Genomic DNA, 22,413 nt, shown 5'->3' on the forward strand with positions numbered 1-22,413 from the left:
TCTAATTTAAAAGTTACCTTGTCTAAAATCATCAAAAGCCTGTAATACTTCAGCTCTAGTATTCATGACAAAAGGACCACCGCGAGCCACAGGTTCATCTAAAGGCTGTCCGGCAATTAATAAAAAACGTGCACCATTATCACCACTTCTTACCAAAAGCTGCTGACCCTTGGTCAATATGCCAAGCTTGTTTGCCATCAAGGTGCTAGCTTGTCTGTCAGTGGCTTGATTTTCAGAATCTAATACAGGCAGGGGAATGGTCATATCACCTGATATGACATAAACAAAAGCGTTGTGCTGCGTTGGTAATGTCTGCTCAAAGTCACTATTGGCTGGCAGGCTGATATCCATATAGATTGGATAAGTGTAATGATTCACTACTGGCCCGACAGTACCTTGATCGGTTTGTCCGGCGATAACTCGAATTTCAGTACCATCTGTACGGCGCTCAAGCGCTGTCGCCTCAGGGCCAAACTCTTGATAAACGGGTTCGCTCATTTTTGCTGAAGCGGGTAGATTAACCCAAAGCTGAAAACCTTTCATCAGACCTTGCTGTTGCTCTGGCATTTCCGAATGAAGAATACCTTTGCCAGCGGTCATCCATTGCACACCCCCTGATTCAATAAGCCCTTCATGACCTGCATTGTCTTTATGGCGCATACGCCCATTAAGCAGATAAGTGACCGTCTCAAAACCTCGGTGGGGGTGGGTTGGAAAACCACCGCTATAATCCTTGGCATCATCACTCTCAAAACAATCAAGTAATAGGAACGGATCCAGCATATCAAGATAAGGGGAGCCAATAATGCGAGTTAGTTTCACCCCGTCACCGTCGGCTGTCTGCACACCAGAAAACTGTTGTAGTAGCGTGCGACTTTGCAATAATTCGCTATTTTGTTTTGCAACGTTTTTAATATCGCTGTTCATAGTCATCTACCTCTGTAACCTTGTTGAAGTTCGATTTGCCTAATACCTTCCTTGGTATTGGTTTCTTTCAATTGATGGTTAGATAATTTCTGTACACTTATACTAAATCAAATGATGATAAGATAATAACTGTTAACTAAATGTAGATAAATAACAATAATTACAAATCAAAGTTCTTAATAGGAGAACAATGGTGGGACAGTTAGAAGATATGGCAATGTTTGTACGTATTGTTGATGCGGGTAGTATTACTAGAGCGGCAGAGCAACTAAACGTAGCGAAGTCAGCAGCGAGCCGTCGTCTAAAAGATTTAGAAACTCGCTTAGGTACTCAGCTGATTAGTCGAACTACGCGTAAATCAAACCTAACAGAATCTGGTAAGCATTATTATCAACGCGCAAAAAATATCTTGGATGAAGTTGATGATTTGAATGAAAAAGCCAGCGGTGCGCCTACTATTATTGAAGGGATATTGAAGTTGACTGCTCCACTATCTTTCGGGTTAATGCATCTCAATGAGGTGATTGATGAGTACGCTAACCAACATCCGGAGTTGATTTTTGAGCTAGATTTTTCTGATCGACAAGTTAATTTGATTGAGGAAGGGTATGAGTTAGCGATTCGTATCGGCGAATTGAAAGATTCTAGTTATCAAGCCAAATATCTAACGCCAATCCGCTCAGTTATTTGCGCAAGTCCCGACTACTTAAAAAAAATGGGAACGCCTGAAACAGTGAAGGATCTAGAAAAACATAAGCTACTACAATATAGTCTCAGCAACTACAACAACATCCAGTTGACGGATAGACGAGGGCAAACACATAGCGTGGTAATGAGATCAAGTATGAAAGCCAATAATGGCGACTTTTTACTTGATATGGCAATAAAAGGTAAAGGTATTGCCTTCCTACCTACTTTTATTACCTATAAGACCTTAGCACAAGGTAAATTGCTACCTATACTGCAAAACTATCAGTTACCCTTATCAAGTGCTTATGCGGTTTATCCAAACAATAGATTCTTGTCGCAACGCTGCCGATTATTTATTGATTTTATTGCTGAGCGCTTCGGCGATGATCCTTACTGGGACCAGCTAAATTAGCAGCTGCGCTTTGATCCTAAAGTAGCGGCGTCTGAGATGCAGCATAGAGCTCGAAACGCCGCTTGAGCACATTTTATGAAACCCTTTGGTCGCTCCCAGCACGATGCGGATAAAGTGCTGGCTGTTGGTTACTCATCACTGTTCGATAAAACTTACCCTATAAAAGTAAAACCTATCAAACAGCGCTTACTTTAATAGTCGGTGTAAAAACTGAACGCGCGATATTAATAGGAAGTCTAATAAAGCGATAAAAACGATAGCAATGATAGCCGTTGGAAATACGAGAGCGATAATGAGCAACGGAATAGCAAGCTTCCACTCTATAATTGAACTTTGACTTCCAGTGGGCGGATTGAGTCCACTCTTGTCGCTAGCTGAACGAGGACGGCGTTGCCACCACATCACATAACCACTTCCACAAATAGCAATAACAGATAGGCAAAATAAGGCATTGGCTAATACACTCCATAACCCAAGCGTACCCATATGTATGGCAGCACCCGCAGCCATAAATTTACCAAACGCATTATAATCATCGAAGCGTATATCAGCTAAAACTTTACCAGAGTAGCGGTCAATATGCACGGTACGATCCGCCGTTGGGCTTTTCATATCATAGCTCATCGAGTCTTGGCTAAGCGTCCACACGCCTGTATTGCCTTGCGGTAGATCCAACTGATAACGGCCTACAAAACCAAGCTCACGGGCAAATCGATCTACAGTATCAATCATAATGGGTATATTAGGCGCGATACCATTTTCACCCCTAGTTGTCCCTGATACTGGCATCGGTGTTAACTCTAACACCCAAGGTACGTCTTTGGTCTTGCCTGCATTTAAGACGCTGCCATGTGTGGGCGCTATGGCTGCTGGTACTCCATGAACGTGCGGCGCGGCATCGGCATTATCCATATTCATACCAGCATGATGCTGACTGTGGTCAATCGACAGTGGCATGGGCGCAACACCCCACTTACCTGCAGGGAACTGACTCCACGACTGTACAATGCGTTCACCCCAAATGCCTGCCCAAGCCATTCCTGAAATGCAGAAAAACAATAACAAAACAGATATCCAACTGCCTAATGTCGCGTGAATGGTTCGAAAAAAGGAACGCTTTTTCTTTAAATTGATATCATCATCGGGAATCAACATCGCTTTGACAGACTTACGTTTATGCCACCACAAATACCAACCCGTTAGTATCATTAAAATGGTTAAAGAGGCAGTCGTTTCTTGGATATAATCACCGACTTTACCCAATAGTAAATCACCGTGAATACTGTCAAAGGTATAATAAAGATTGCTATTGCTGGGTATGCTGTTGACGATATCTCCAGTGTAAGGATTGACGGCTACCATATTGTCATGGTTTTGTGATGTCACCTGAAACAGAGCTACCTTGCCCGTATCACGAGGGGCGATATATTTAACGAGGGTACTATCAGGTAGGGTATTGAGGGCGTTTTTAGCTTGCGTAGCAATGGGCGCTTGCATTGCTGATTCTGGAACAGTAATACTTAACCGATCATTGTCTCGTCCCACGGTGTTAGACATAAGCAACATACCGAGCGCGGTAAAAGCTAAAATCATTAAAAAAGGTGCGACAAATATCCCCGCATAAAAATGCCAGCGCCATACGGTAAAATAGCGTTGATTACTTTTTTGTTTATTCATGAATGGATGTTCCAATAGTTTTGTATTTTCTATCTTGGCGAGCAAATGGATAGTTAGTCATTTGCTCGCTCGCACGGACTCTGGGCTGTTTACTGTTACCCATAAATATTAGGAACATGATGATTTTTTCGATGATTTGCTAATAATTTCGATATGATAACAGATGCTTTTTTACCAGTGATATTAATTTTTTTATATTACCAAGGTTATGGTATATAAGGAGCGGCAGTATGTTGACTATCAATAGCGAGGTTAAAAATTACTCAAAATTGGTTAGTAGTTATAGTGCCTAATTTGAGGATAGCTTGTGTCAAATTTTAAGTTTTAGTTGTAAAGTGATTGATTTTCATTAGAAAAATTAATATTTAATTGCGAATATTTCTCATTACTATTATAATCCTCAGTTAAAATTTTGAGCGAACACAATAGGGTTGTTCAAAACGGCTCTAACCCTGTGGATTATAAAATGACCCAAGCATTAAGCGAAAAAATTATTCGTGAGCAACGAAGAATCGAGAACAAGCGCCGTATGGTGTTGTTGGCGTTTGCGCTAGCGTGCTTAGTGGGACTGGTTTTGGACGTAATGACCGGCCCTTCGATGTTGCCTATAAATGATGTGATTGCGGCATTGTTACGCCTAACGGGTGTAGAAGATACCACCCATACCATTATTTATGATCTGCGACTGCCCATTGCCTTGATGGCGTTATTGGTAGGTGCCTCGCTTGGGGCAGGCGGTGCTGAAATGCAAACCTTATTAAATAATCCCATGGCAAGTCCTTATACCTTGGGGTTGGCAGCAGCAGCAGGGTTTGGTGCATCGTTAGTGATTGCGTTTGGTGGTTTTGGTTTGCCTATACAATATGCTGTACCGATTGGGGCATTTGTCATGACCATGCTAGCCTCAGCGGTGTTGTTTTTATTCGCTTCTTTAAAGCAATTTGCCGCCGCTACTCTGATACTAGTAGGCATTGCCTTGTTGTTTATTTTTCAATCGCTGTTATCGCTGGTGCAATTTATCGCCTCGCCTGAAGTGTCTCAGCAAGTTCTATTTTGGCTATTTGGTAACCTTAACAAAGCCACGTGGACAAATCTTGCTGTAGTTGCGGTGGTCAGTACGGTTTGCATTACCTTATTGATGCGAGATGGCTGGCAATTAACCGCTTTACGTCTAGGCGAAGACAGAGCCGCTGCCCTCGGTGTGAGCTTAACAAGATTACGTATCAAAACCCTAATTTTGGTTGCTATGATGACGGCAACGGCGATTAGTTTTGTGGGGGTCATTGGCTTTATCGGCTTGGTAGCCCCGCATGTTGCTCGCCTATTGGTGGGAGAGGACCAACGCTATTTTTTACCAGCAACCATGCTCGCTGGAGCCGCTTTTTTATCATTTTCATCGGTGTTGTCAAAGGTTATTATTCCCGGGGCATTATTTCCTGTGGGTATTGTGACCTCATTTGTGGGCGTGCCTTTTCTATTTTGGATTATTTGGAGTAAACGATGAAACCAGTTATTCGCGCCACATTGGCGACAGTAGTATTAATGACAGCGATGAGTGCACAAGCTGAAATAAAGACCATTCATGATGTGTTAGGGCGTGACGTTAAGGTCGACGTGCCAGCCAAACGGGTAGTGTTAGGGTTTTATTATCCAGATTATATTGCGGCAACGGGCGCTGAAAATTTTGGGCACGTAGTAGGTATTTCTCGAGAGTTCTGGGAAAGTTTTAACCCGGGTAGCTGGCAATTATATAGTCAAAAACTACCCAATTTACAAGGTATTGGCGATATTGGCAATATCGATAGGGGCACGTTTTCACTCGAAAAAACCTTGGCAATGAAACCTGATGTGGTGATATTGGCAAAGTGGCAATACGATACGCTAAAAGCCGAAATGCCGCGTTTTGAGGCGTCAAATATTCCGGTAGTAGTGGTAGATTATAATGACCAAAGTGTCATCAATCACACCAATAGTACCAAAATATTTGGGCAAATTGCTGGTACAGAACAACGGGCTAATCAAGCGGCAAAAGAGTACGCTGATGGGATTGCCGATATCCAAAAAAGAGTGCAAGCTGCTGATTCAGCCAAGCCAAAAATCTATATTGAATTCGGTGATAAAGGACCAAAAGAGCACAGTTTTACCTTTGGCAAAAATATGTGGGGGGCGATTGCCGATACGGTAGGCGGTGATAACATTAGTAAGCCGTTTGTCGAAAATTGGGGACCTATTAACCCTGAGCAGGTGTTGGTAAGTAGACCTGACGTTATCATTATCTCAGGTACAGAAGTGGGCATGAAGCAGACCGATGCTATGGCCATGGGTATCGATATCAATGCTGATGAAGCCCAGCGTCGTCTCAAAGGCTTCACCACCCGTAAAGGCTGGGAAAATCTACCAGCGGTAAAAAACAACCGAGTTTATGGTATTTATCACACGGCTTCTCGCTCACTATCTGATGTGGCATCAGCTCAGTTTATGGCAAAGGCCCTTTATCCTGAAGCCTTCAGCGATGTTGACCCTGAAAAAACCTACATGGATTTTCATGAAAAATACTTGCCAGTTAAGCCTAACGGTACCTTTTTTATCCAGCTAGGTTGCGGCGCAAGTATTTGTAAAGACGACGTAGCAAAGACAGCCACAGCGCCCGACTCAGTAAAAGTCACAGCTGACTCTAAGCCAACCACGTCAGCACCTGAAACGATGTCATGGTGGGACAAGCTTGGAAATTGGCTGCGTAATCTGTTTGCTTAATTTTTGCTATTAACCTGATAAAGATATAATAATGCTTGAACTTGACCAGTTAACCGTACAGCGTGGCTCGCTCACCGTTGTCAAAGCTATCAATGCCCAGTTCCACGCTGGCAAAATATATACCTTGCTTGGGGCAAATGGGGCAGGCAAATCAAGCTTATTGAAGGCTATTTTTGGTGAACTAGCGTTTTCGGGAAATATTCGTTATCAAGATAGCGTGCAACGCAAAGCTCATCTAATGGCATGGCGTAAGCCCATTGCCTATATGCCGCAAGATAGTCATACCGATGCTGAGCTGAACACGCTTGAGGTAGTGCTACTGGGGCGTATGGATGCATTGGGTCGCCATATTAGCGATGACTTGATGCGTGAGGCCATTGACCTGATGGCACAATTAAATATTGCCGAATTGGCCCATCGTCCTATCAGTGCATTAAGTGGAGGGCAGCGTCAGCTTGCCATGTTTGCTCAAGCCTTACTACGTCGTCCCAAAATTTTACTCCTTGATGAGCCAGTGTCGGCACTAGACATGGCCCATCAAATCAATCTATTACAAAAGGTGAGCCACTATAGTCAAGAACATCAACTTATTTGCTTGATGGTACTGCATGATTTAAGTCTTGCCGCGCAGTTTTCTGATCAATTGTTGCTGTTGGCAGATGGTAAAATCCAAGCACAAGGCACTCCTCAAGAAGTGTTGCAGCCGCAAATCTTACGGCAAGTGTATCAAGTAGATATCGAGATCTTAACTAGTAGCCGCGGGTTGCCAGTCGTGCATCCTTACCGAAAAGCCCAGTAACTTTGTGGCAGTCATTAACACAGGTTTTAACGCTGTTACTAAAGCGATTACTAAGGCGATTACTAAAGCAGCTATTAAAGCCATGATTAAGATAATTTCAATTCCTTTTTCTTCTCAGGTACGCTACTAACGACCCCTGCCAAAATCACGGCTACAATGCCTAAAATCTCTATTAAGCCGATGCTTTCACCAGCAAAAACCAATCCATAAATGGCCGCAAATACCACGGTCAAATAAGACAACGCTGCTACCGTAAATTTCTGTCCCACATGATACGCATGAGTCATGGCCAGCTGTGCCAATAACCCAGCACCTCCAATACCGACTATATAAGGCAAGCTTACCATAGTCAGCGGATGCCAGCCCACCCACATTGCCACTACTGCCGAAATGGCCGCCGCCACTGCCGAAAAGTAAAACACAATCCGCCAAGCAGGCTCGCCCATAAACGATAACGCTCGTACTTGTAATAGAGCAAAAGCGGTAAAAATTCCCCCACTCAGCGTAATCAAGGTTTGAATCAACCGGTCTGATTCAAAGGCAGGTTGTAGCATTAAACAAATACCCCCTAAGCCCATTAATAGCGCTGTCCATGTTTTTAACGAGGGCGTCTCTTTTAGCCAAACAATAGATAAAATGGCAATAAATACGACTGACGTATAGTTTAGGGTTACAGAGGTTGCCAAAGGCAGCTGACTTAACCCATAAAAAGACAATAATAAAGCGGTTGTGCCTGCTACGCTACGCTTCATATGCCCCCAAAAAAATGGAGTTTTAAGCGTTTTCTGCCTCAATAAGGTTCCAGCAAAAATCATCAATGCTGGCAAAATTGACCGCCAAAACGCTAACTCGTAAGGGTTCATATCAAGCTGGGTGACGGCATTTTTTACCAAAATACTCATCAAGGCAAATAAAAATGCTGCCACAATCATCCACGCTGACCCTAAAGCATGCTTTGTTTTTATCATCTTAATTTATCGAATAATGGAAAAACGCTATTGTAGCATTCTGTCTTCCAATAATAGGTGTAATCCCTGCTGTCAATCACCCACAAAAATACTTGTCTTTTTTGCACCACTATCTGACAAGGTTTTTTAGATATAGCTTCTAGTAAGTCATGATCAGTAAGCCATGCTACTGCACCAAGTACTATGTCAGCATTGTTTATTTCAGATAGTTGCCATAGGGCTATAAACAGCCGTAGGTAAGATTTTGACCAAGCACACCTTTATATTTCCGCTGCCGACCATATTTTATGGACAAAAAAAGCCCCAATCGTTAGACTGGGGCTTTCTAAATATTTGGTAGGCATAAGCAGACTCGAACTGCTGACCTCTACCATGTCAAGGTAGCGCTCTAACCAACTGAGCTATACGCCTATTTAGGTTGAGCATTTTAGCAACTTTTAGAAAGTTTGCAAGCATTATTTTAGATTATTAAATTATCAGTTTAAATTGTTAGCTAATAGCGCTAAAATATTAATACCAGCATAAGGCCTAATTAAAATATGCTTGTAATAAAATTATTTTCCCTGTATGTTAAACAACACCTCTAGTATATGCTATAATTTTTTGAATGGTTGCCGAGTATCTACAATTCCTCAACCAAAACCTCTTAGTTTATCATCCCCAAAAACGATTACCGCAAGACACACCATAAAAAGAAAGCAGTAAGCAGTAGAGTGATAAATCACCTGCAACTCCTTTCTCTTGACATGGTTAATTTTTAAATCTGTACAACACGAAAATCTGCTAAACACAAAAAATACAACTGTATGAGTCGGGAAGACTCTTGCCTTAAATCTGTTCGATAACCTACTCATACAATTTTTGTGTCACCTTTTTACACACTTACAAGGATGTAAATCATGTCGCTACAAAATCCTATTTTTATCCCTGGCCCTACTAATATTCCAGAAAGATTACGTCACGCGATGAACGTGCCTACTCAAGATCACCGTGCTCCTGACTTTTCCGATACCTTTTTACCAGTGCTTGCTGATGCCAAAAAAGTATTTGGCACCGAAGAGGGCGAAATCCTTCTGTTTACCTCAAGTGGCACAGGCGGCTGGGAAGCGGCTATCAGCAATACTTTATCTCCTGGTGATAAAGTACTCATCGCTCGCTATGGTATGTTCTCTCATCGCTGGATCGATATGTGTCAGCGTCATGGATTAGATGTACAAGTTATTGAATGTCCTTGGGGCACTGGTGCTCCTGCTGATCAGTTTCAAGCTATTTTAGCGGCAGATACCAATCACGAAATTAAAGCATTAATGGTCACCCATAATGAAACAGCAACTGGTGTATTAAGCGATATTGGTGCTGTACGTGATGCTATGAATAGCGCAGATCATCCAGCTTTGTTATTTGTTGACGGCGTCAGCTCAATCGCTTCTGTGCCTTTTAAAATGGATGAATGGGGTGTTGATATTGCGGTAGCCGGTTCACAAAAGGGTTTTATGCTGGCAACAGGTATGGCCATACTAGCTATTAGCCAAAAGGCTCTAGCAGCAATGGAACAAGCCAAATTGCCACGTACTTATTTTGACTTTCGTGACATGCTAAAAGCTAATGCTAATGGCGGCTTCCCTTATACGCCACCACTAAATCTGATTTATGGCATGAGAGCTAGTCTTGATATGCTGTTTGAAGAAGGTCTTGAGAATGTCTATGCGCGTCATCATCGCTTAGCTGAAGGCGTACGCCAAGCCGTTAGCGCATGGGGCTTTAAGTTATGTGCCGTATCTCCTGATTTATATTCTGAAACCGTAAGTGCGATATATGTTCCTGAAGGTTTCAATAGTAATGAGCTGACTGATCATGCCTTTAATAAATATGGCATATCTTTCGGTGTCGGCTTAGGCGAGATGGCCGGTCGTGCCTTTAGAATAGGGCATTTGGGCTCACTAACTGAAGTAATGGTTCTAGCAGGGCTGGCAGCTATTGAGATGGCAATGGTTGATTTGGATTATCCAATCACCTTAGGTCAAGGCGTCGCTGCTGCCCAAGAGTATTACCGTAACACCTAAATAAAAAGCAGCTAAAGCAGCTAAATAAGCAACCAAATAAATAACTAATAGGGAGTATCTTTTATGATTACAAATGATGATGGATTAACGATTCCAACCCTCGATGATATGTTAGAAGCTCATGAGCGTATTAAGCCGTACATTCATCGCACACCTGTTTTGACTTCTCGATTTTTGAACGAGTTAGCTGGTTGTGAGATGTTTTTTAAGTGTGAAAACTTTCAAAAAGCGGGTGCTTTTAAAGTTCGTGGTGCTTCAAACGCCGTATTTGGCTTGACTGATGAAGAAGCCAAAAACGGTGTTTGTACGCACAGCTCAGGTAATCATGCATTGTCTTTATCTTATGCAGCGGGTCAGCGCGGTGTTCCTTGTAATGTCGTTATGCCATATAGCGCACCAGAAGCTAAGAAAGCTGCAGTACGTGGCTATGGTGGTATTATTACTGAGTGCCAACCTTCTACCACTTCACGTGAAGAAGTATTTGCTAAAGTTCAAGCAGAAACTGGTGGCGACTTCGTTCATCCGTATAACGACCCACGAGTAATCGCTGGACAAGCAACTTGTTCACGTGAGTTCTTGGAGCAAATGGAAGAGATCGGCGTAAAACCTGACATGGTAGTGGCTCCAATCGGCGGCGGCGGCATGATATCAGGTACTTGCTTGACCTTATCTAACTTAGCTCCTGATGTAAAAATATATGCAGCAGAGCCATTGAATGCTGATGATGCGGCGCGCTCATTTAAAGCCGGTCATATCATCGCTGATGATGCGCCTGAAACTATTGCTGATGGCTTAAAAGTGCCGCTTAAAGATTTGACGTGGCATTTTGTCAGCAACTACGTTACTGATATCTTGACTGCGACAGAAGAAGAAATCATTGAAGCGATGAAGCTGACGTGGACTCATATGAAAATTATCATTGAGCCAAGCTGTGCCGTACCGCTTGCCGTCATTCTAAAGAATAAAGATGTGTTTGCAGGCAAGAAAGTTGGCGTGATTATCACCGGTGGTAACGTTGATCTTAATAAACTGCCTTGGAACTAATTTTAAACCACTAAGCATTAAGCATTAATGCTGAGTATGATATTTAAATACTTGGCATAACAAAACTGGGCATTCATTAAGCGTGGTTATTGCGCAAGTTAATGACCCTTTTATCATCACATACAATCGATCAAAACAAATGGAGCATTAGTATGATTACTGAAGAATTAGAAGTTGGTTTTAACGTCCCTGCTGAAGTTGGCATGAATGAAGCAGATATCCAAACCCCTTGCTTGATATTAGATCTTGACGCCCTTGAGCGTAACATCAAAAAAATGGGCGACTATGCTAAAGACCATGGTATGCGTCACCGTAGCCACGGAAAAATGCATAAGTCTGTAGATGTACAAAATCTACAAGAAGAAATGGGCGGCGCTATTGGCGTTTGCTGTCAGAAAGTTTCTGAAGCAGAAGTATTTGCACGCGGCGGTATCAAAGATATCTTAGTATCAAACCAAGTACGTGAGCCTGCTAAACTTAAGCGTTTGGCCAACTTACCTAAACTAGGTGCAAACATCACCGTTTGTGTCGATGATGTTGATAGTGCTGCTGAGTTATCAGCTGCGGCAACTGAAGCTGGCACTCAACTGAACTGTTATATCGAAATTGACTGTGGTGCTGGCCGTTGTGGCGTAACTACTACTGAAGCAGTAGTAGAAATTGCTAAAGCTATTGATGCTGCTAAAAACATCAAGTTCACTGGTATTCAAGCTTATCAAGGTGCGATGCAGCACATGGATAGCTACAGTGATCGTAAAGCTAAAACCCAAGTTGCTATTGATCAAGTACAACACGCTATCGATGCGCTAACAGAGATTGGTCTTAAGCCAGAATTCGTTTCAGGTGGCGGTACTGGTAGTTATTATTTCGAAAGTAATTCAGGTGTTTTCAACGAATTACAGTGTGGTTCTTACGCCTTTATGGATGCCGACTATGGTCGTATCTTAGACGAAGACGGCAACCGTATCGATGCTGGCGAGTGGGAAAATGCGTTATTCATCCTGACTTCAGTGATGAGCCATGCTAAACCTGATAAAGCTATCGTTGATGCGGGCCTAAAAGCTCAGTCAGTAGATAGTGGCCTACCATTCATCTATGGTCGTGATGATGTTGAATACGTTAAGTGTTCGGATGAGCATGGCGTAGTTAGCGATCCAAACGGCGTATTAAAAATCAATGAAAAACTAAAACTAGTACCAGGTCATTGTGATCCTACTTGTAACATCCATGATTTTTATATCGGTGTTCGTAATGGTAAAGTCGAAAAAGTATGGCCTGTATCTGCACGTGGTCGCGCATACTAATAACGACAAGTTAAATTAGTTTAATCTTAGTAGTTTAGTTTAAAGGGGCTGTTGTAGCTTTAGCCTACAACAGCCCTTATTATTTAAACGGAGCTAAGTTCAAAATTATTTAAGAATTTGACAATAAAAAGGAATTTACAATGAGTGAAGCAAACAGTGCTAATAACGAAGGTTTAATCATCGTATCAGAAGACGCTTGTAAGTCAGTAATCGATCGTGATTCGGCGTTCACTGCGGTTGAAAATGTATTTGCGTCAATGTCGAAAGGCGATGCTTATAACTTCCCAGTTATTCGTGAAGCTATCGGTTATGCTGATGCACTCTATGGTTTTAAGTCAGGTTTTGACCGTGCTGGCAAGTCGCTAGGTCTAAAATCAGGTGGCTATTGGCCCGGCAATGCTGCTAAAGGCTTGACTAACCATCAGTCAACGATTTTTTTATTTAATCCTGACAATGGTAAATTACGCGCTATAGTAGGCGGTAACTACTTAACAGCTGTACGTACTGCAGCAGCATCTTCGGTATCAATCGCTCATCTAGCACGCAAAGATAGTAAAGTTATCGGTATGGTCGGTGCCGGTCACCAGTCTACTTTTCAGCTACGTGCTGCTCTTGAGCAACGCAGCTTTGAAAAAGTAGTCGCTTGGAATAAAGATCCAGAGCATCTAACTAACTTACAAGCCGTAGCTGATGAAGCGGGTATCCCATTTGAGTCAGTGGATCGTGAGCAGTTATGTGCAGAAGCTGATGTCATTATTACTATTACTTCAGCGTTTGAGCCATTGCTTATGAAAGAGTGGATCAAGCCGGGTACGCACATCGCTTGTATGGGTACTGATACAGTGGGTAAGCAAGAAGTTGATCCCGCTCTAATAGCCTCTGCTACTGTATTTACTGATGAGATCGCCCAATCGATCACTCTTGGTGAAGCGCAACATGCAATCAAATCTGGCGCGATCAAAGAGTCTGATATTACCACCCTAGGTGACGTAATCAATGGCGATCATCCAGGTCGTAGCTCAGATGATGAGATCACTCTGTTCGATGGTACTGGGGTTGGCTTGCAAGATTTAGCAGTCGCTTCCGCTGCTGCAAGACTTGCTGTCGAGAAAGGTCAGGCTCAGCATATCTCGTTGTAATTGTTTAAATTAATAGCTTTTATAGCAGCCAAATATTTATTATTTGGCTGCTTTTTTTGCGCTTTACTTTAACTGCAATTGTTGTAATATTAGAGATATTGAAGTTTCGTTCTCTTTATCTTCGTGCTGCTATTCCTTTTTTACCTTCAATGCTCACAATAGTTACCGAAAATATACCAAAAAATTATTATTTAACCGGCCGTTCAACTTACCCTCCTTGTCTATAGTGCGTAACCCTTATTAATAATTATATTTGTAAGAACATCGCTACTATTGAGTTTCTCGTCACTATCTACACAGCGCATTTAGTATTATTTAGCCCCAGCTATCTATTCACAGCCATTCATCACAGCCACTTATCTTCGAGGTTTATCATGCGCAAAATTCCTATCTACTCTCATCCTGCCGCTGGTTGGCCTGCGCTGATTGCCTCTACTCATAAACTTATGGACTATAAAGCCTTGACCCGTGGTGGCTTGAGTGTTTTTAGTAGCAACCAGCCTAACGGTGGTTTTGACTGTCCGGGCTGTGCTTGGCCAGATCATAAATCGCATAAAACCATCGATGTTTGTGAGAACGGCATCAAAGTACTTGCTAGTGAGACTATGTCCACTAAGGCCGACGCTAAGTTTTTTGCGCAGCATACGGTGACGGAACTACAAGGCTGGAACGGTTACGAGCTTGAGCATAGTGGGCGCTTATCAGAGCCTATGGCTTATGATGCGGCGCAAGATCGTTATGTACCAATAGCTTGGGCGGATGCTTACGCACGTATTGCTGAGCAATTGAAACAGCTTGATTCACCAGATGAGGCGTTATTCTATACTTCAGGTCGAGTAACCAATGAGCCGGCTTTTTTATATCAATTGTTTGTGCGCTGTTTTGGTACTAATAATTTACCTGATTGCTCTAATATGTGTCACGAGCCGACTTCAGTAATGCTTAGTCGGCAGTTGGGCATCGGTAAAGCTACAGTTAAGTTAGAGGATTTTCAACAAGCTAAGTTGATCATGATGTTTGGACAAAATCCAGCGACCAACCATCCCCGTATGTTAGAGATGTTGGCGCATGCCCATAAGCAAGGTTGCAAAATCATTTCTATTAATCCTATGCGCGAGCAGGGACTAGCAGCATTTAGAAATCCGCAAAAGCCAACTCACATGGCTGCTGGTCAAAGCGATGCTATGGTAGATAATGTCATTCAAATCCAAATTGGTGGCGATGCGGCATTATTGACTGGCATGGCAAAATGGCTCACTAAAAATAATAAGATCGATACCGATTTTATTAAACAGCATACTTCTGGTTTTGAGGCATTAGATCAGTGGCTACGCCAGCAGTCTTGGGCAGATGTGGAGCGTGGCTCTGGTATTAGTAAAGATGAGATCATCAGTGTTGCACGTCTAGTTGCCGAGAGCCCCCAAACTATTTGTACTTGGGGTATGGGTATTACTCAGCATGTGCAGGGCGATGACAATGTAGCGATGATTACCAATTTATTGCTATTGATGGGCATGATCGGTATTGATGGGGCTGGCGCGTCCCCTGTACGTGGGCATTCCAATGTACAGGGCGATCGCACTATGGGCGTTCATGAGCGTCCTAATCAGAGCTTGCTTGATAGTTTAGAGCGTGTTTTTAAGCGTCCTATGCCGCAAGAAGATGGCCATGATGTGGTCTCTGGCGCTAAAGCTTTAATAAGCGGGAAGATTAAAGCTTTTGTGAGTATGGGGGGTAACTATGCGGTAGCTGCTCCTGATATGAGTGCGATTCAACAAGCCTTGCGTCAGACCCAGCTTAATGTTTTTGTTGCCACTAAGCTCAATGGCACTATGCTATATCCGGGTACTAATAACCTGATTTTACCTTGTATCAGCCGTACTGAGATTATCTTAACGGGTCAAGGTAAGCAGTTTGCGACGACTGAGGACTCCATGTGTCAGATATCACGATCGCAAGGCAATCTTAAACCGATCAGTGACAGCATAAAATCTGAAGTACAAATAATTGCAGATATGGCGACCCAAGTACTTGGTGCTGAGTCGGCTATTCCTTGGCAAGCTATGGGCGAGGATTTTGATATCATTCGTGATTATATTGCTGAAGCTATTGACGGTTTCGAGAACTTTAATGAGCGCATCAGAGAGACTGAGCGTGGGTTTTATTTGTATCATCCAGCACGTCATCGGGTTTGGAATACTGACAGCGGCAAAGCGCAATTTGAAGTCCCAAAGTATCCGGTTACTTATGTAGCCGCACAGATGGCACAGGCGAATACACAGCTACAATCGAGTACTGATAATAATAGCAATGTTACTGGCACTATTAGCACGGCTGCTAAACAAAAAGTATGGCAATTAACTAGTGTGCGTAGTCATGATCAGTTTAATACTATGATCTTTGGCTATCAAGATCGCTACCGTCAGACCGATCGCCGTGATGTGTTGTTTATGCATCCTGATGAGATAGCACGCTTAGGCTGGCAAAAGGGGGATAGCGTGATGGTCATGCGCCAAGACAGTAGCAATCAGTCACGTACTTTAGGACCGTTGATAATCACTGAGATGGACATTGCTACCAATGCGGTGGCTACTTATTATCCTGAGTGTAATGACTTGTTTGATTTAGATACTCATGCGCCAGATTCGCATATACCTGCCTATAAGTCATCAACCGTTGTTTTAGAACGGGTTAGCGATAGTACCTTGGCAGCTTCTGCTTAGATATCTTTTAACATGAAAATGAATATTGTAGGCCTAGCTTCGATAAAGTTGTCAGCCTACAATATCTATTTTCATAGCGCTTATGACTGTTAACTCTATTCATCTCATTACCATTAAAGATAGCGCTCAATGATTAAGAATAATTCTCACCTTGTCGCGCAAGCTATTTCTGAAACTCTCAACGCTGCTGCTACGCCACTCGCTCGTGAGCATTTAGCAGAGCAGCACCGTAGTGCTTCAATCTTAGATAGTAATCAAAAGCAAGCCACTCAGGCTATTTCTACTGACCATCAAACCACTAGTTTAGCGGTAGAGGCAGCAGTGGCTATTGTTATCAACGGTATTCACTATGCCGTACTAATGGCTAGTCCTAGCCAGCTGGAATATTTGGCTATTGGGTTTTTATTTAGCGAAGGATTGATCGAGCATAGCCATGAGCTGTTGGATTGGGAAGTGACTCAATTGACTGATGCTGCCAGCTTTCAAGCTTTTGCCACAGACAGTAGGGTTGAGCAGCAGGACCAGCTTAATGCTATAGATGAGTCAGGGGTGCTTGCAGATAATCTACAACACTTATTGGATTATGATATTTATATAGTTGAGCTAGTACTGAACCAGCGCCGTCATCAGCGCATCCAAGCGCAAAAGCGTATGCTGGCGGGACGTACTGGCTGTGGTATGTGTGGTATCACAGGACTTACCCAAGCTTTACCGGATTTAAGTCCGTATTCGCAGATCAATTTACAGAACACTGCAGTAAAGCGACCTAGTCTTGATCGTTTGTTAGCGATACGAGCACAAGTCGATACCAGTCAACATACGCACCAATTGACGGGGGCCGTCCATGCAGCAGCCACCCTGCAAAAAGATCAGTTATATTTGTTTGAGGATGTAGGACGCCACAATGCACTGGATAAACTGATTGGTTGGCAACTGCGACATAAGCATGAGGTCGATTGTGTGGTTATGACTTCGCGATTGTCTATTGAGCTAGTACAAAAATCCATCCGTATGCGTTTGCCTTGGCTGATAGGTATGTCTGCCCCTACTAGTACAGCGGTACGGGTTGCAGAGCGTTATGGGTTAGGGCTGGCTGGATTTTTACGTGATAATAGAGTGACTTTTTATACCGGTTACTAAGATATTATGCTGCATAGCTCAATTTATAATTGATTTTGTAAAAAACAGATTACTGAGAAGATTGCAGTAAAATATAGCTCTGTTCTTCATAGAATTAACAACATGTAGCTAGTGTTGACTTAGACATTATAGAGGCTAAAAATTTAGTCGTCACACTTGCAGGTAAACACCGATTGCCGAATATGGTAGATCAAATAGACAAACTCAGGCAGTACTCATTAGACTTTAGAAAAATATAACCAAATTCTCTAAGTAATTATCATTTATATTCTCAGTAAAAAAATACCCTGTAAGCAGTACAAAGCTGAAACAAAGTCTACTTGTCGAATAAGTCATAATAAATTTCTTTTATTGCTGACCCCTCTAGTGATCATTAATTACCTTCAACCGTTGTCTTCATAGTTACAGCTAGTAGCTATAACTGTAATTAATCATTGTGATGAGTAATAAGTGAATAAAAAATAAACTCAGCCTTGTAGATAGCCCTTACCACCTGCCAGCGAGAAGCCAGCATGCTTACTTTAACGATTAACAAAAGCGATTATCAATTCGATAATCTTGACCCGCGTACCACTTTACTTGATGTCTGCCGTCAGCATCTACACATTACGGGACCCAAAAAAGGCTGTGACCACGGTCAATGCGGTGCTTGTACTATGCTTATTAATGGTCGACGAGTGAATGCTTGCTTAACTTTAGCGGTGATGCATGACGGCGACGAGATCACTACTATTGAAGGGATCGGCATGCCAGATTCGCTATCGGACTTGCAACAAGCCTTTAAAGATCATGATGCCTTTCAGTGTGGGTATTGCACGCCTGGACAGATTTGTTCAGCAACAGCATTGATAGCAGAGATCAAAGCGCAGTGGCCCAGTTATGTGACTACTGATTTGAGTAATCCTGATGGCTTGTTACTACAAGAGATATCTGAACGTATGAGTGGCAATCTGTGCCGCTGCTCAGCTTATCCTAATATTATCAATGCCATTCATCAAGTGCTCTCAGAGCAACTAGCAACACCTGCCTTAACTACAAATAACCTTGCCAGCTCAAGTAAGGCAGCTACCGTAACTGGTATTTGGTCGCCGCCGCCTAGCCAAACTCAGCTCGGCAAGCAAGCAGCACCATTGACAAGTACTAAGTCTAAAGGAGAGCGCTCATGAAACGTTTTGAATATATTCGCGCTCTTGAGCCGCAGCAAGCGGTTATGTTTGCTACTCCTAAAGATGCTTCTTTTATTGCTGGCGGCACCAATCTACTCGATTTAATGAAGTTTGAGATTGAGACGCCACTTAAGCTGGTTGATATTAATCGCTTAGAGTTAGCACAAGTTGAAGAAACAGCTGACGGCGGCCTACGTATCGGTACGCTAGTGACCAACAGTGACTTGGCGGCGCATCCAACAGTGATTGCCAATTACCCAGTATTATCTAGAGCCATTTTAGCGGGAGCTACTGGACAGTTACGTAATAAAGCCACTACTGGTGGCAATCTCTTACAGCGCTCGCGTTGCTACTATTTTTATCAACCAGATAGTGGTTGTAACAAACGTGAGCCAGGGTCTGGCTGTCCAGCTATTAATGGTGAGAACCGTCTATTAGCGATTTTGGGTACTAGTGAGTCTTGTATCGCTCAGCATCCCTCGGATATGGCAGTAGCTATGCGGTTACTAGATGCCAGCGTTGAAACTCTAAAGACTGATGGCAGTACGCGACAAATTGCGCTAGCAGATTTTTACTGTTTACCAAAAGATACGCCAAATATCGAAACCGTATTAGAGACTGGCGAGCTAATTACTCATGTGACTTTGCCTGCTCCTATTAAAGGTATGCACACCTACGATAAAGTCCGTGACCGTGCCTCTTATGCCTTTGCCGTAGTTTCTTGCGCGGCGGTAGTAGAGGTTGACGATAATAATAAATTAGCTACAGTACGTTTAGCCTTTGGTGGTATTGGTACTCAGCCATGGCGTAATACCGCGGTTGAGGCCCTATTAATTGGCAGCGATGGCAATACTGAGGTGATTAACCAAGCCGCAGATTTATTATTAAAAGAGGCTAAAGGTAGTGGTCAAAATGACTTTAAGATACCTTTGACTCGTCGTCTACTAAAACAAGTTATTCAACGCGCATTAGCGAATCAGGGAGCATAATCATGGCACTATTTGCATCGGAACCGACCAAAAAGCTAATGATGAATGAGCCTACTGAAACACTGTTCGATCAAACGGCAAGCAAGCTGGTTGGCAAACCTATTAATCGGGTAGAGGGTTCACTGAAGGTGAGTGGTCAAGCCACTTATAGTGCAGAATTTTATTTAGAGAACCAAGCTTATGGGGTATTGGTTGGTGCCACTATCGCTAAAGGTAAAGTCGATAAAATAGACAGTAGCGCAGTTGAATCTATACCTGGAGTGATTAAAGTTGTCACTGACCCCAAGCATTTTTTGCGTAACGCTCAGCAGGGTGGAGCTACTAAATCACCGACTCAAGGCGCAACAGAGATTTTTTATCATGGTCAACCTATTGCTGCGGTGATCGCTGAGACTTTTGAGGCGGCAACTGAAGGGGCCAAAGCGCTAAAAGTTACTTATAAAGATGAGACTGAGCAAGCGGCGTTAGATTTTAGTAAAGAGTTACCTAATACCCATGAAGTAGATGAAAAACAAGGTTCAGACAAAAACGCTGAGCAAGGCGATCCTGAACAAGGGTTGAGTGACTCAGCAGTGACTCTCGACCGTACTTATCAGACGCCGAGTCAAAACAGTTCTGCTATGGAGCCGCATGCGACTTTAGCGCACTGGGAAGGGGACAAGCTGATTATGTACTCCTCTAACCAAATGCTAGCTTCTTGTAAAAAGCAAATCGCTGATGCGCTAGATTTGGACGCTGATAATGTACAACTGATCGCTCATTACGTCGGGGGTGGTTTTGGTAGTAAGCTTGGTATCTCACCTGAATCCATCGCTGCTGCTATTTCGGCCAAAGAGTTAGGTCGACCAGTACTGATTACTATGACCCGCCCGCAAGTGATGGAAGCGACGATAAGACGCTCAAATACTCATCAACGTATAGCGATTGGCTGTAATGAAGACGGTATTATTAATACGCTTATTCACGATACGGTCTCTAGCAACTTACCGGGAGAAACCTTTTTTGAGCCTGCAGCACTATCTACTAAGTATCTATATCGCGGTGAAAATCGCCGAGTAGATTATCAAATGGTAGATATGAATCAAGTGCTATCGGGCTCGATGCGTGCCCCTGGCGAGGCGGTCGGACAGATAGCTTTAGAGTGTGCGATGGATGAATTGGCGATCAAGCTAAATATTGATCCTATAGAGCTGCGCCGCCGTAATGAACCTGAGCAAGATCCTACTCAACAGATTCCTTTTTCAACTCGCAGCCTTATCGCTTGTATCGAACAAGGGGCGGAACAGTTTGGTTGGGATCAGCGCCTAGCGCTTCCTGCCAGTCGTTTAGAAGGGGATTGGTGGCTAGGTATGGGTATGGCGGCTGCTGCTCGTGGCAATAGTTTAGGACCCTCTCAGGCACGTGCCACTCTACAAGTAGATCGCTCTAAAGCGCTGGGGGTCAAAGCTATTATCGAGACGGATATGACCGATATTGGCACAGGCTCTTACACGGTGTTTTCTCAGATTGCGGCTGACTTATTAGGCTTACCGATTGACCATATTGAAATGAGACTCGGAGATACCAGCTTGCCGCCAGCAGTGGGCTCCGGCGGTAGTATGGGAGCGGCCAGTTCGGGTAGTAGTATTTATCTGGCCTGTCAGCAGTTGCGTGAGATGTTAGCAGAAAAAGTCGGTCTCTATGCTGATACCATTCAATTGGATAACGGCTATGTCAAACAAGCGGGCGAGCATGAGGCGACAGTTACAGAAGCTACTATTGAGGCGGGTAAAAATATCACTAGCAATGTTGTTCATAAAGCCACAGAGCTCGTTGCTAAGATAGCAGAAAAAACAGACATTCATTTGCCTAAGCCAAAACGCTCTACTGAGCCAGCTGATGGTAAAACAGACTATGACTTTAGTAATTTTCAGGGTTATCCGTTAGTTGATATCATTGCTGAGTACAATGAGCAGTTGATTAGTGCTAAAGGGGCAATCGCTCCTGGCAAGAATGAAAAAAGTTATCGTCAAGCATCATTTGGCGCTAATTTTGCGGAAGTAGCTGTGCATAGAGTTACCGGCGAGATCAGAGTCAAACGTATGACTGGAGCTTTTGCAGCAGGACGTATCCTCAATCATAAAACTGCTACTTCACAGTGTTATGGCGGTATGGTGTTCGGGATAGGTTCAGCGTTAATGGAGCAAGTCATCCATGATAAGCGTGATGGTCGTCTATGTAATCATGACTTGGCTGAGTATCATATTCCGGTCAATGCCGATGTCCCGCAGCTCGAGGTTATCTTAGTAGAAGAGGATGATGCTTATACTAATCCTATGCATATAAAAGGTATCGGTGAGACGGCTATTGCTGGTGCAGCCGCTGCTATTGCTAACGCTGTTTATAACGCAGTAGGGATAAGAGTTTATGATTTTCCAATCACTATGGACAAGCTGCTGGGTGAGCTGCCAGAGTAGTTGTTACCAGTAACAATAGCTAGTAGTGATTTTTATTAAAAAACCCGCTAATCAACGGGTTTTTTAAGCTTGTTATTATCGCCATTAGGCATAGGCTATGGCTATGGCTATGGCTTTGCAGCATGCCAGCTTTAATAGTGTATTGAACTATATTTTAAGATA

16 protein-coding genes and 1 tRNA gene are annotated in these 22,413 nt (G+C 43.1%); 13 read left to right on the plus strand and 4 right to left on the minus strand.

Going from position 1 to position 22,413, the window contains the following annotated elements:
• Window positions 1–6 precede the first annotated feature (6 nt).
• Window positions 7–927 carry a pirin family protein gene (locus KZA12_RS00065; RefSeq protein WP_218688795.1) on the minus strand — a complete coding sequence of 307 codons (921 nt, stop codon included), beginning with the start codon at window positions 925–927 and terminating at the stop codon, window positions 7–9.
• 190 nt (window positions 928–1,117) lie between these two features.
• On the opposite strand from KZA12_RS00065, the gene KZA12_RS00070 reads away from it, so the two are divergent.
• Complete coding sequence (locus KZA12_RS00070; RefSeq protein WP_256932755.1) at window positions 1,118–2,029, plus strand: LysR family transcriptional regulator; 912 nt, start codon at window positions 1,118–1,120, stop codon at window positions 2,027–2,029.
• A gap of 186 nt (window positions 2,030–2,215) precedes the next feature.
• On the opposite strand, the gene KZA12_RS00075 is transcribed toward KZA12_RS00070, so the two are convergent.
• Entirely contained in the window at window positions 2,216–3,706 is a 1,491-nt protein-coding gene (locus KZA12_RS00075) for a PepSY domain-containing protein (protein ID WP_218688796.1), read from the minus strand.
• A gap of 466 nt (window positions 3,707–4,172) precedes the next feature.
• Here KZA12_RS00075 and KZA12_RS00080 point away from each other — a divergent pair, with 466 nt between their 5' ends.
• From KZA12_RS00080 to KZA12_RS00090, 3 genes are read left to right on the plus strand one after another with little or no spacing between them, the layout of a single operon-like run.
• Entirely contained in the window at window positions 4,173–5,210 is a 1,038-nt protein-coding gene (locus KZA12_RS00080; RefSeq protein ID WP_218688797.1) for an iron ABC transporter permease, read from the plus strand.
• Complete coding sequence (locus KZA12_RS00085) at window positions 5,207–6,460, plus strand: ABC transporter substrate-binding protein (protein ID WP_218688798.1); 1,254 nt, start codon at window positions 5,207–5,209, stop codon at window positions 6,458–6,460. Before KZA12_RS00080 ends, KZA12_RS00085 begins: the two co-directional genes overlap by 4 nt.
• A gap of 31 nt (window positions 6,461–6,491) precedes the next feature.
• On the plus strand, window positions 6,492–7,259 hold the full coding sequence (locus tag KZA12_RS00090) for an ABC transporter ATP-binding protein (protein WP_218688799.1): 768 nt from the start codon (window positions 6,492–6,494) through the stop codon (window positions 7,257–7,259).
• Between the two features lie 86 nt (window positions 7,260–7,345).
• Here KZA12_RS00090 and KZA12_RS00095 read toward each other — a convergent pair whose 3' ends face one another.
• Window positions 7,346–8,227: a DMT family transporter gene (locus KZA12_RS00095; RefSeq protein WP_218688800.1), complete on the minus strand. Its 882-nt coding sequence runs from the start codon at window positions 8,225–8,227 to the stop codon at window positions 7,346–7,348.
• 334 nt (window positions 8,228–8,561) lie between these two features.
• Window positions 8,562–8,638: transfer RNA gene (locus KZA12_RS00100), tRNA-Val, on the minus strand.
• A gap of 488 nt (window positions 8,639–9,126) precedes the next feature.
• Here KZA12_RS00100 and bhcA point away from each other — a divergent pair.
• The 9 genes from bhcA to KZA12_RS00145 all read left to right on the plus strand — a co-directional run bounded on the left by bhcA (window position 9,127) and on the right by KZA12_RS00145 (window position 22,251).
• On the plus strand, window positions 9,127–10,290 hold the full coding sequence (gene bhcA, locus KZA12_RS00105; RefSeq protein WP_218688801.1) for an L-aspartate--glyoxylate aminotransferase BhcA: 1,164 nt from the start codon (window positions 9,127–9,129) through the stop codon (window positions 10,288–10,290).
• Between the two features lie 63 nt (window positions 10,291–10,353).
• On the plus strand, window positions 10,354–11,334 hold the full coding sequence (bhcB, locus tag KZA12_RS00110) for a beta-hydroxyaspartate dehydratase BhcB (protein ID WP_201623102.1): 981 nt from the start codon (window positions 10,354–10,356) through the stop codon (window positions 11,332–11,334).
• 152 nt (window positions 11,335–11,486) lie between these two features.
• Window positions 11,487–12,638, plus strand: a complete 1,152-nt coding sequence (gene bhcC / locus KZA12_RS00115) for a 3-hydroxy-D-aspartate aldolase BhcC (protein ID WP_201623103.1) — start codon at window positions 11,487–11,489, stop codon at window positions 12,636–12,638.
• 140 nt (window positions 12,639–12,778) lie between these two features.
• Entirely contained in the window at window positions 12,779–13,777 is a 999-nt protein-coding gene (bhcD, locus tag KZA12_RS00120) for an iminosuccinate reductase BhcD (protein WP_201623104.1), read from the plus strand.
• Window positions 13,778–14,151: 374 nt separating this feature from the next.
• Window positions 14,152–16,500: an FdhF/YdeP family oxidoreductase gene (locus KZA12_RS00125; protein ID WP_218688802.1), complete on the plus strand. Its 2,349-nt coding sequence runs from the start codon at window positions 14,152–14,154 to the stop codon at window positions 16,498–16,500.
• Window positions 16,501–16,632: 132 nt separating this feature from the next.
• Entirely contained in the window at window positions 16,633–17,640 is a 1,008-nt protein-coding gene (locus tag KZA12_RS00130; RefSeq protein WP_373416564.1) for a formate dehydrogenase accessory sulfurtransferase FdhD, read from the plus strand.
• A 512-nt stretch (window positions 17,641–18,152) separates the two neighbouring features.
• Window positions 18,153–18,806, plus strand: coding sequence for a 2Fe-2S iron-sulfur cluster-binding protein (locus KZA12_RS00135; protein ID WP_218688804.1), 654 nt, complete (start codon window positions 18,153–18,155; stop codon window positions 18,804–18,806).
• A complete protein-coding gene (locus KZA12_RS00140; protein WP_218688805.1) occupies window positions 18,803–19,795 on the plus strand; it encodes a xanthine dehydrogenase family protein subunit M in 993 nt (330 codons plus the stop codon). Before KZA12_RS00135 ends, KZA12_RS00140 begins: the two co-directional genes overlap by 4 nt.
• Before the next feature lie 2 nt (window positions 19,796–19,797).
• Window positions 19,798–22,251, plus strand: coding sequence for a xanthine dehydrogenase family protein molybdopterin-binding subunit (locus KZA12_RS00145; protein WP_218688806.1), 2,454 nt, complete (start codon window positions 19,798–19,800; stop codon window positions 22,249–22,251).
• Window positions 22,252–22,413: the final 162 nt, after the last annotated feature.

The organism is Psychrobacter sp. BF1, from assembly GCF_019279065.1.
GTDB lineage: Bacteria > Pseudomonadota > Gammaproteobacteria > Pseudomonadales > Moraxellaceae > Psychrobacter > Psychrobacter urativorans.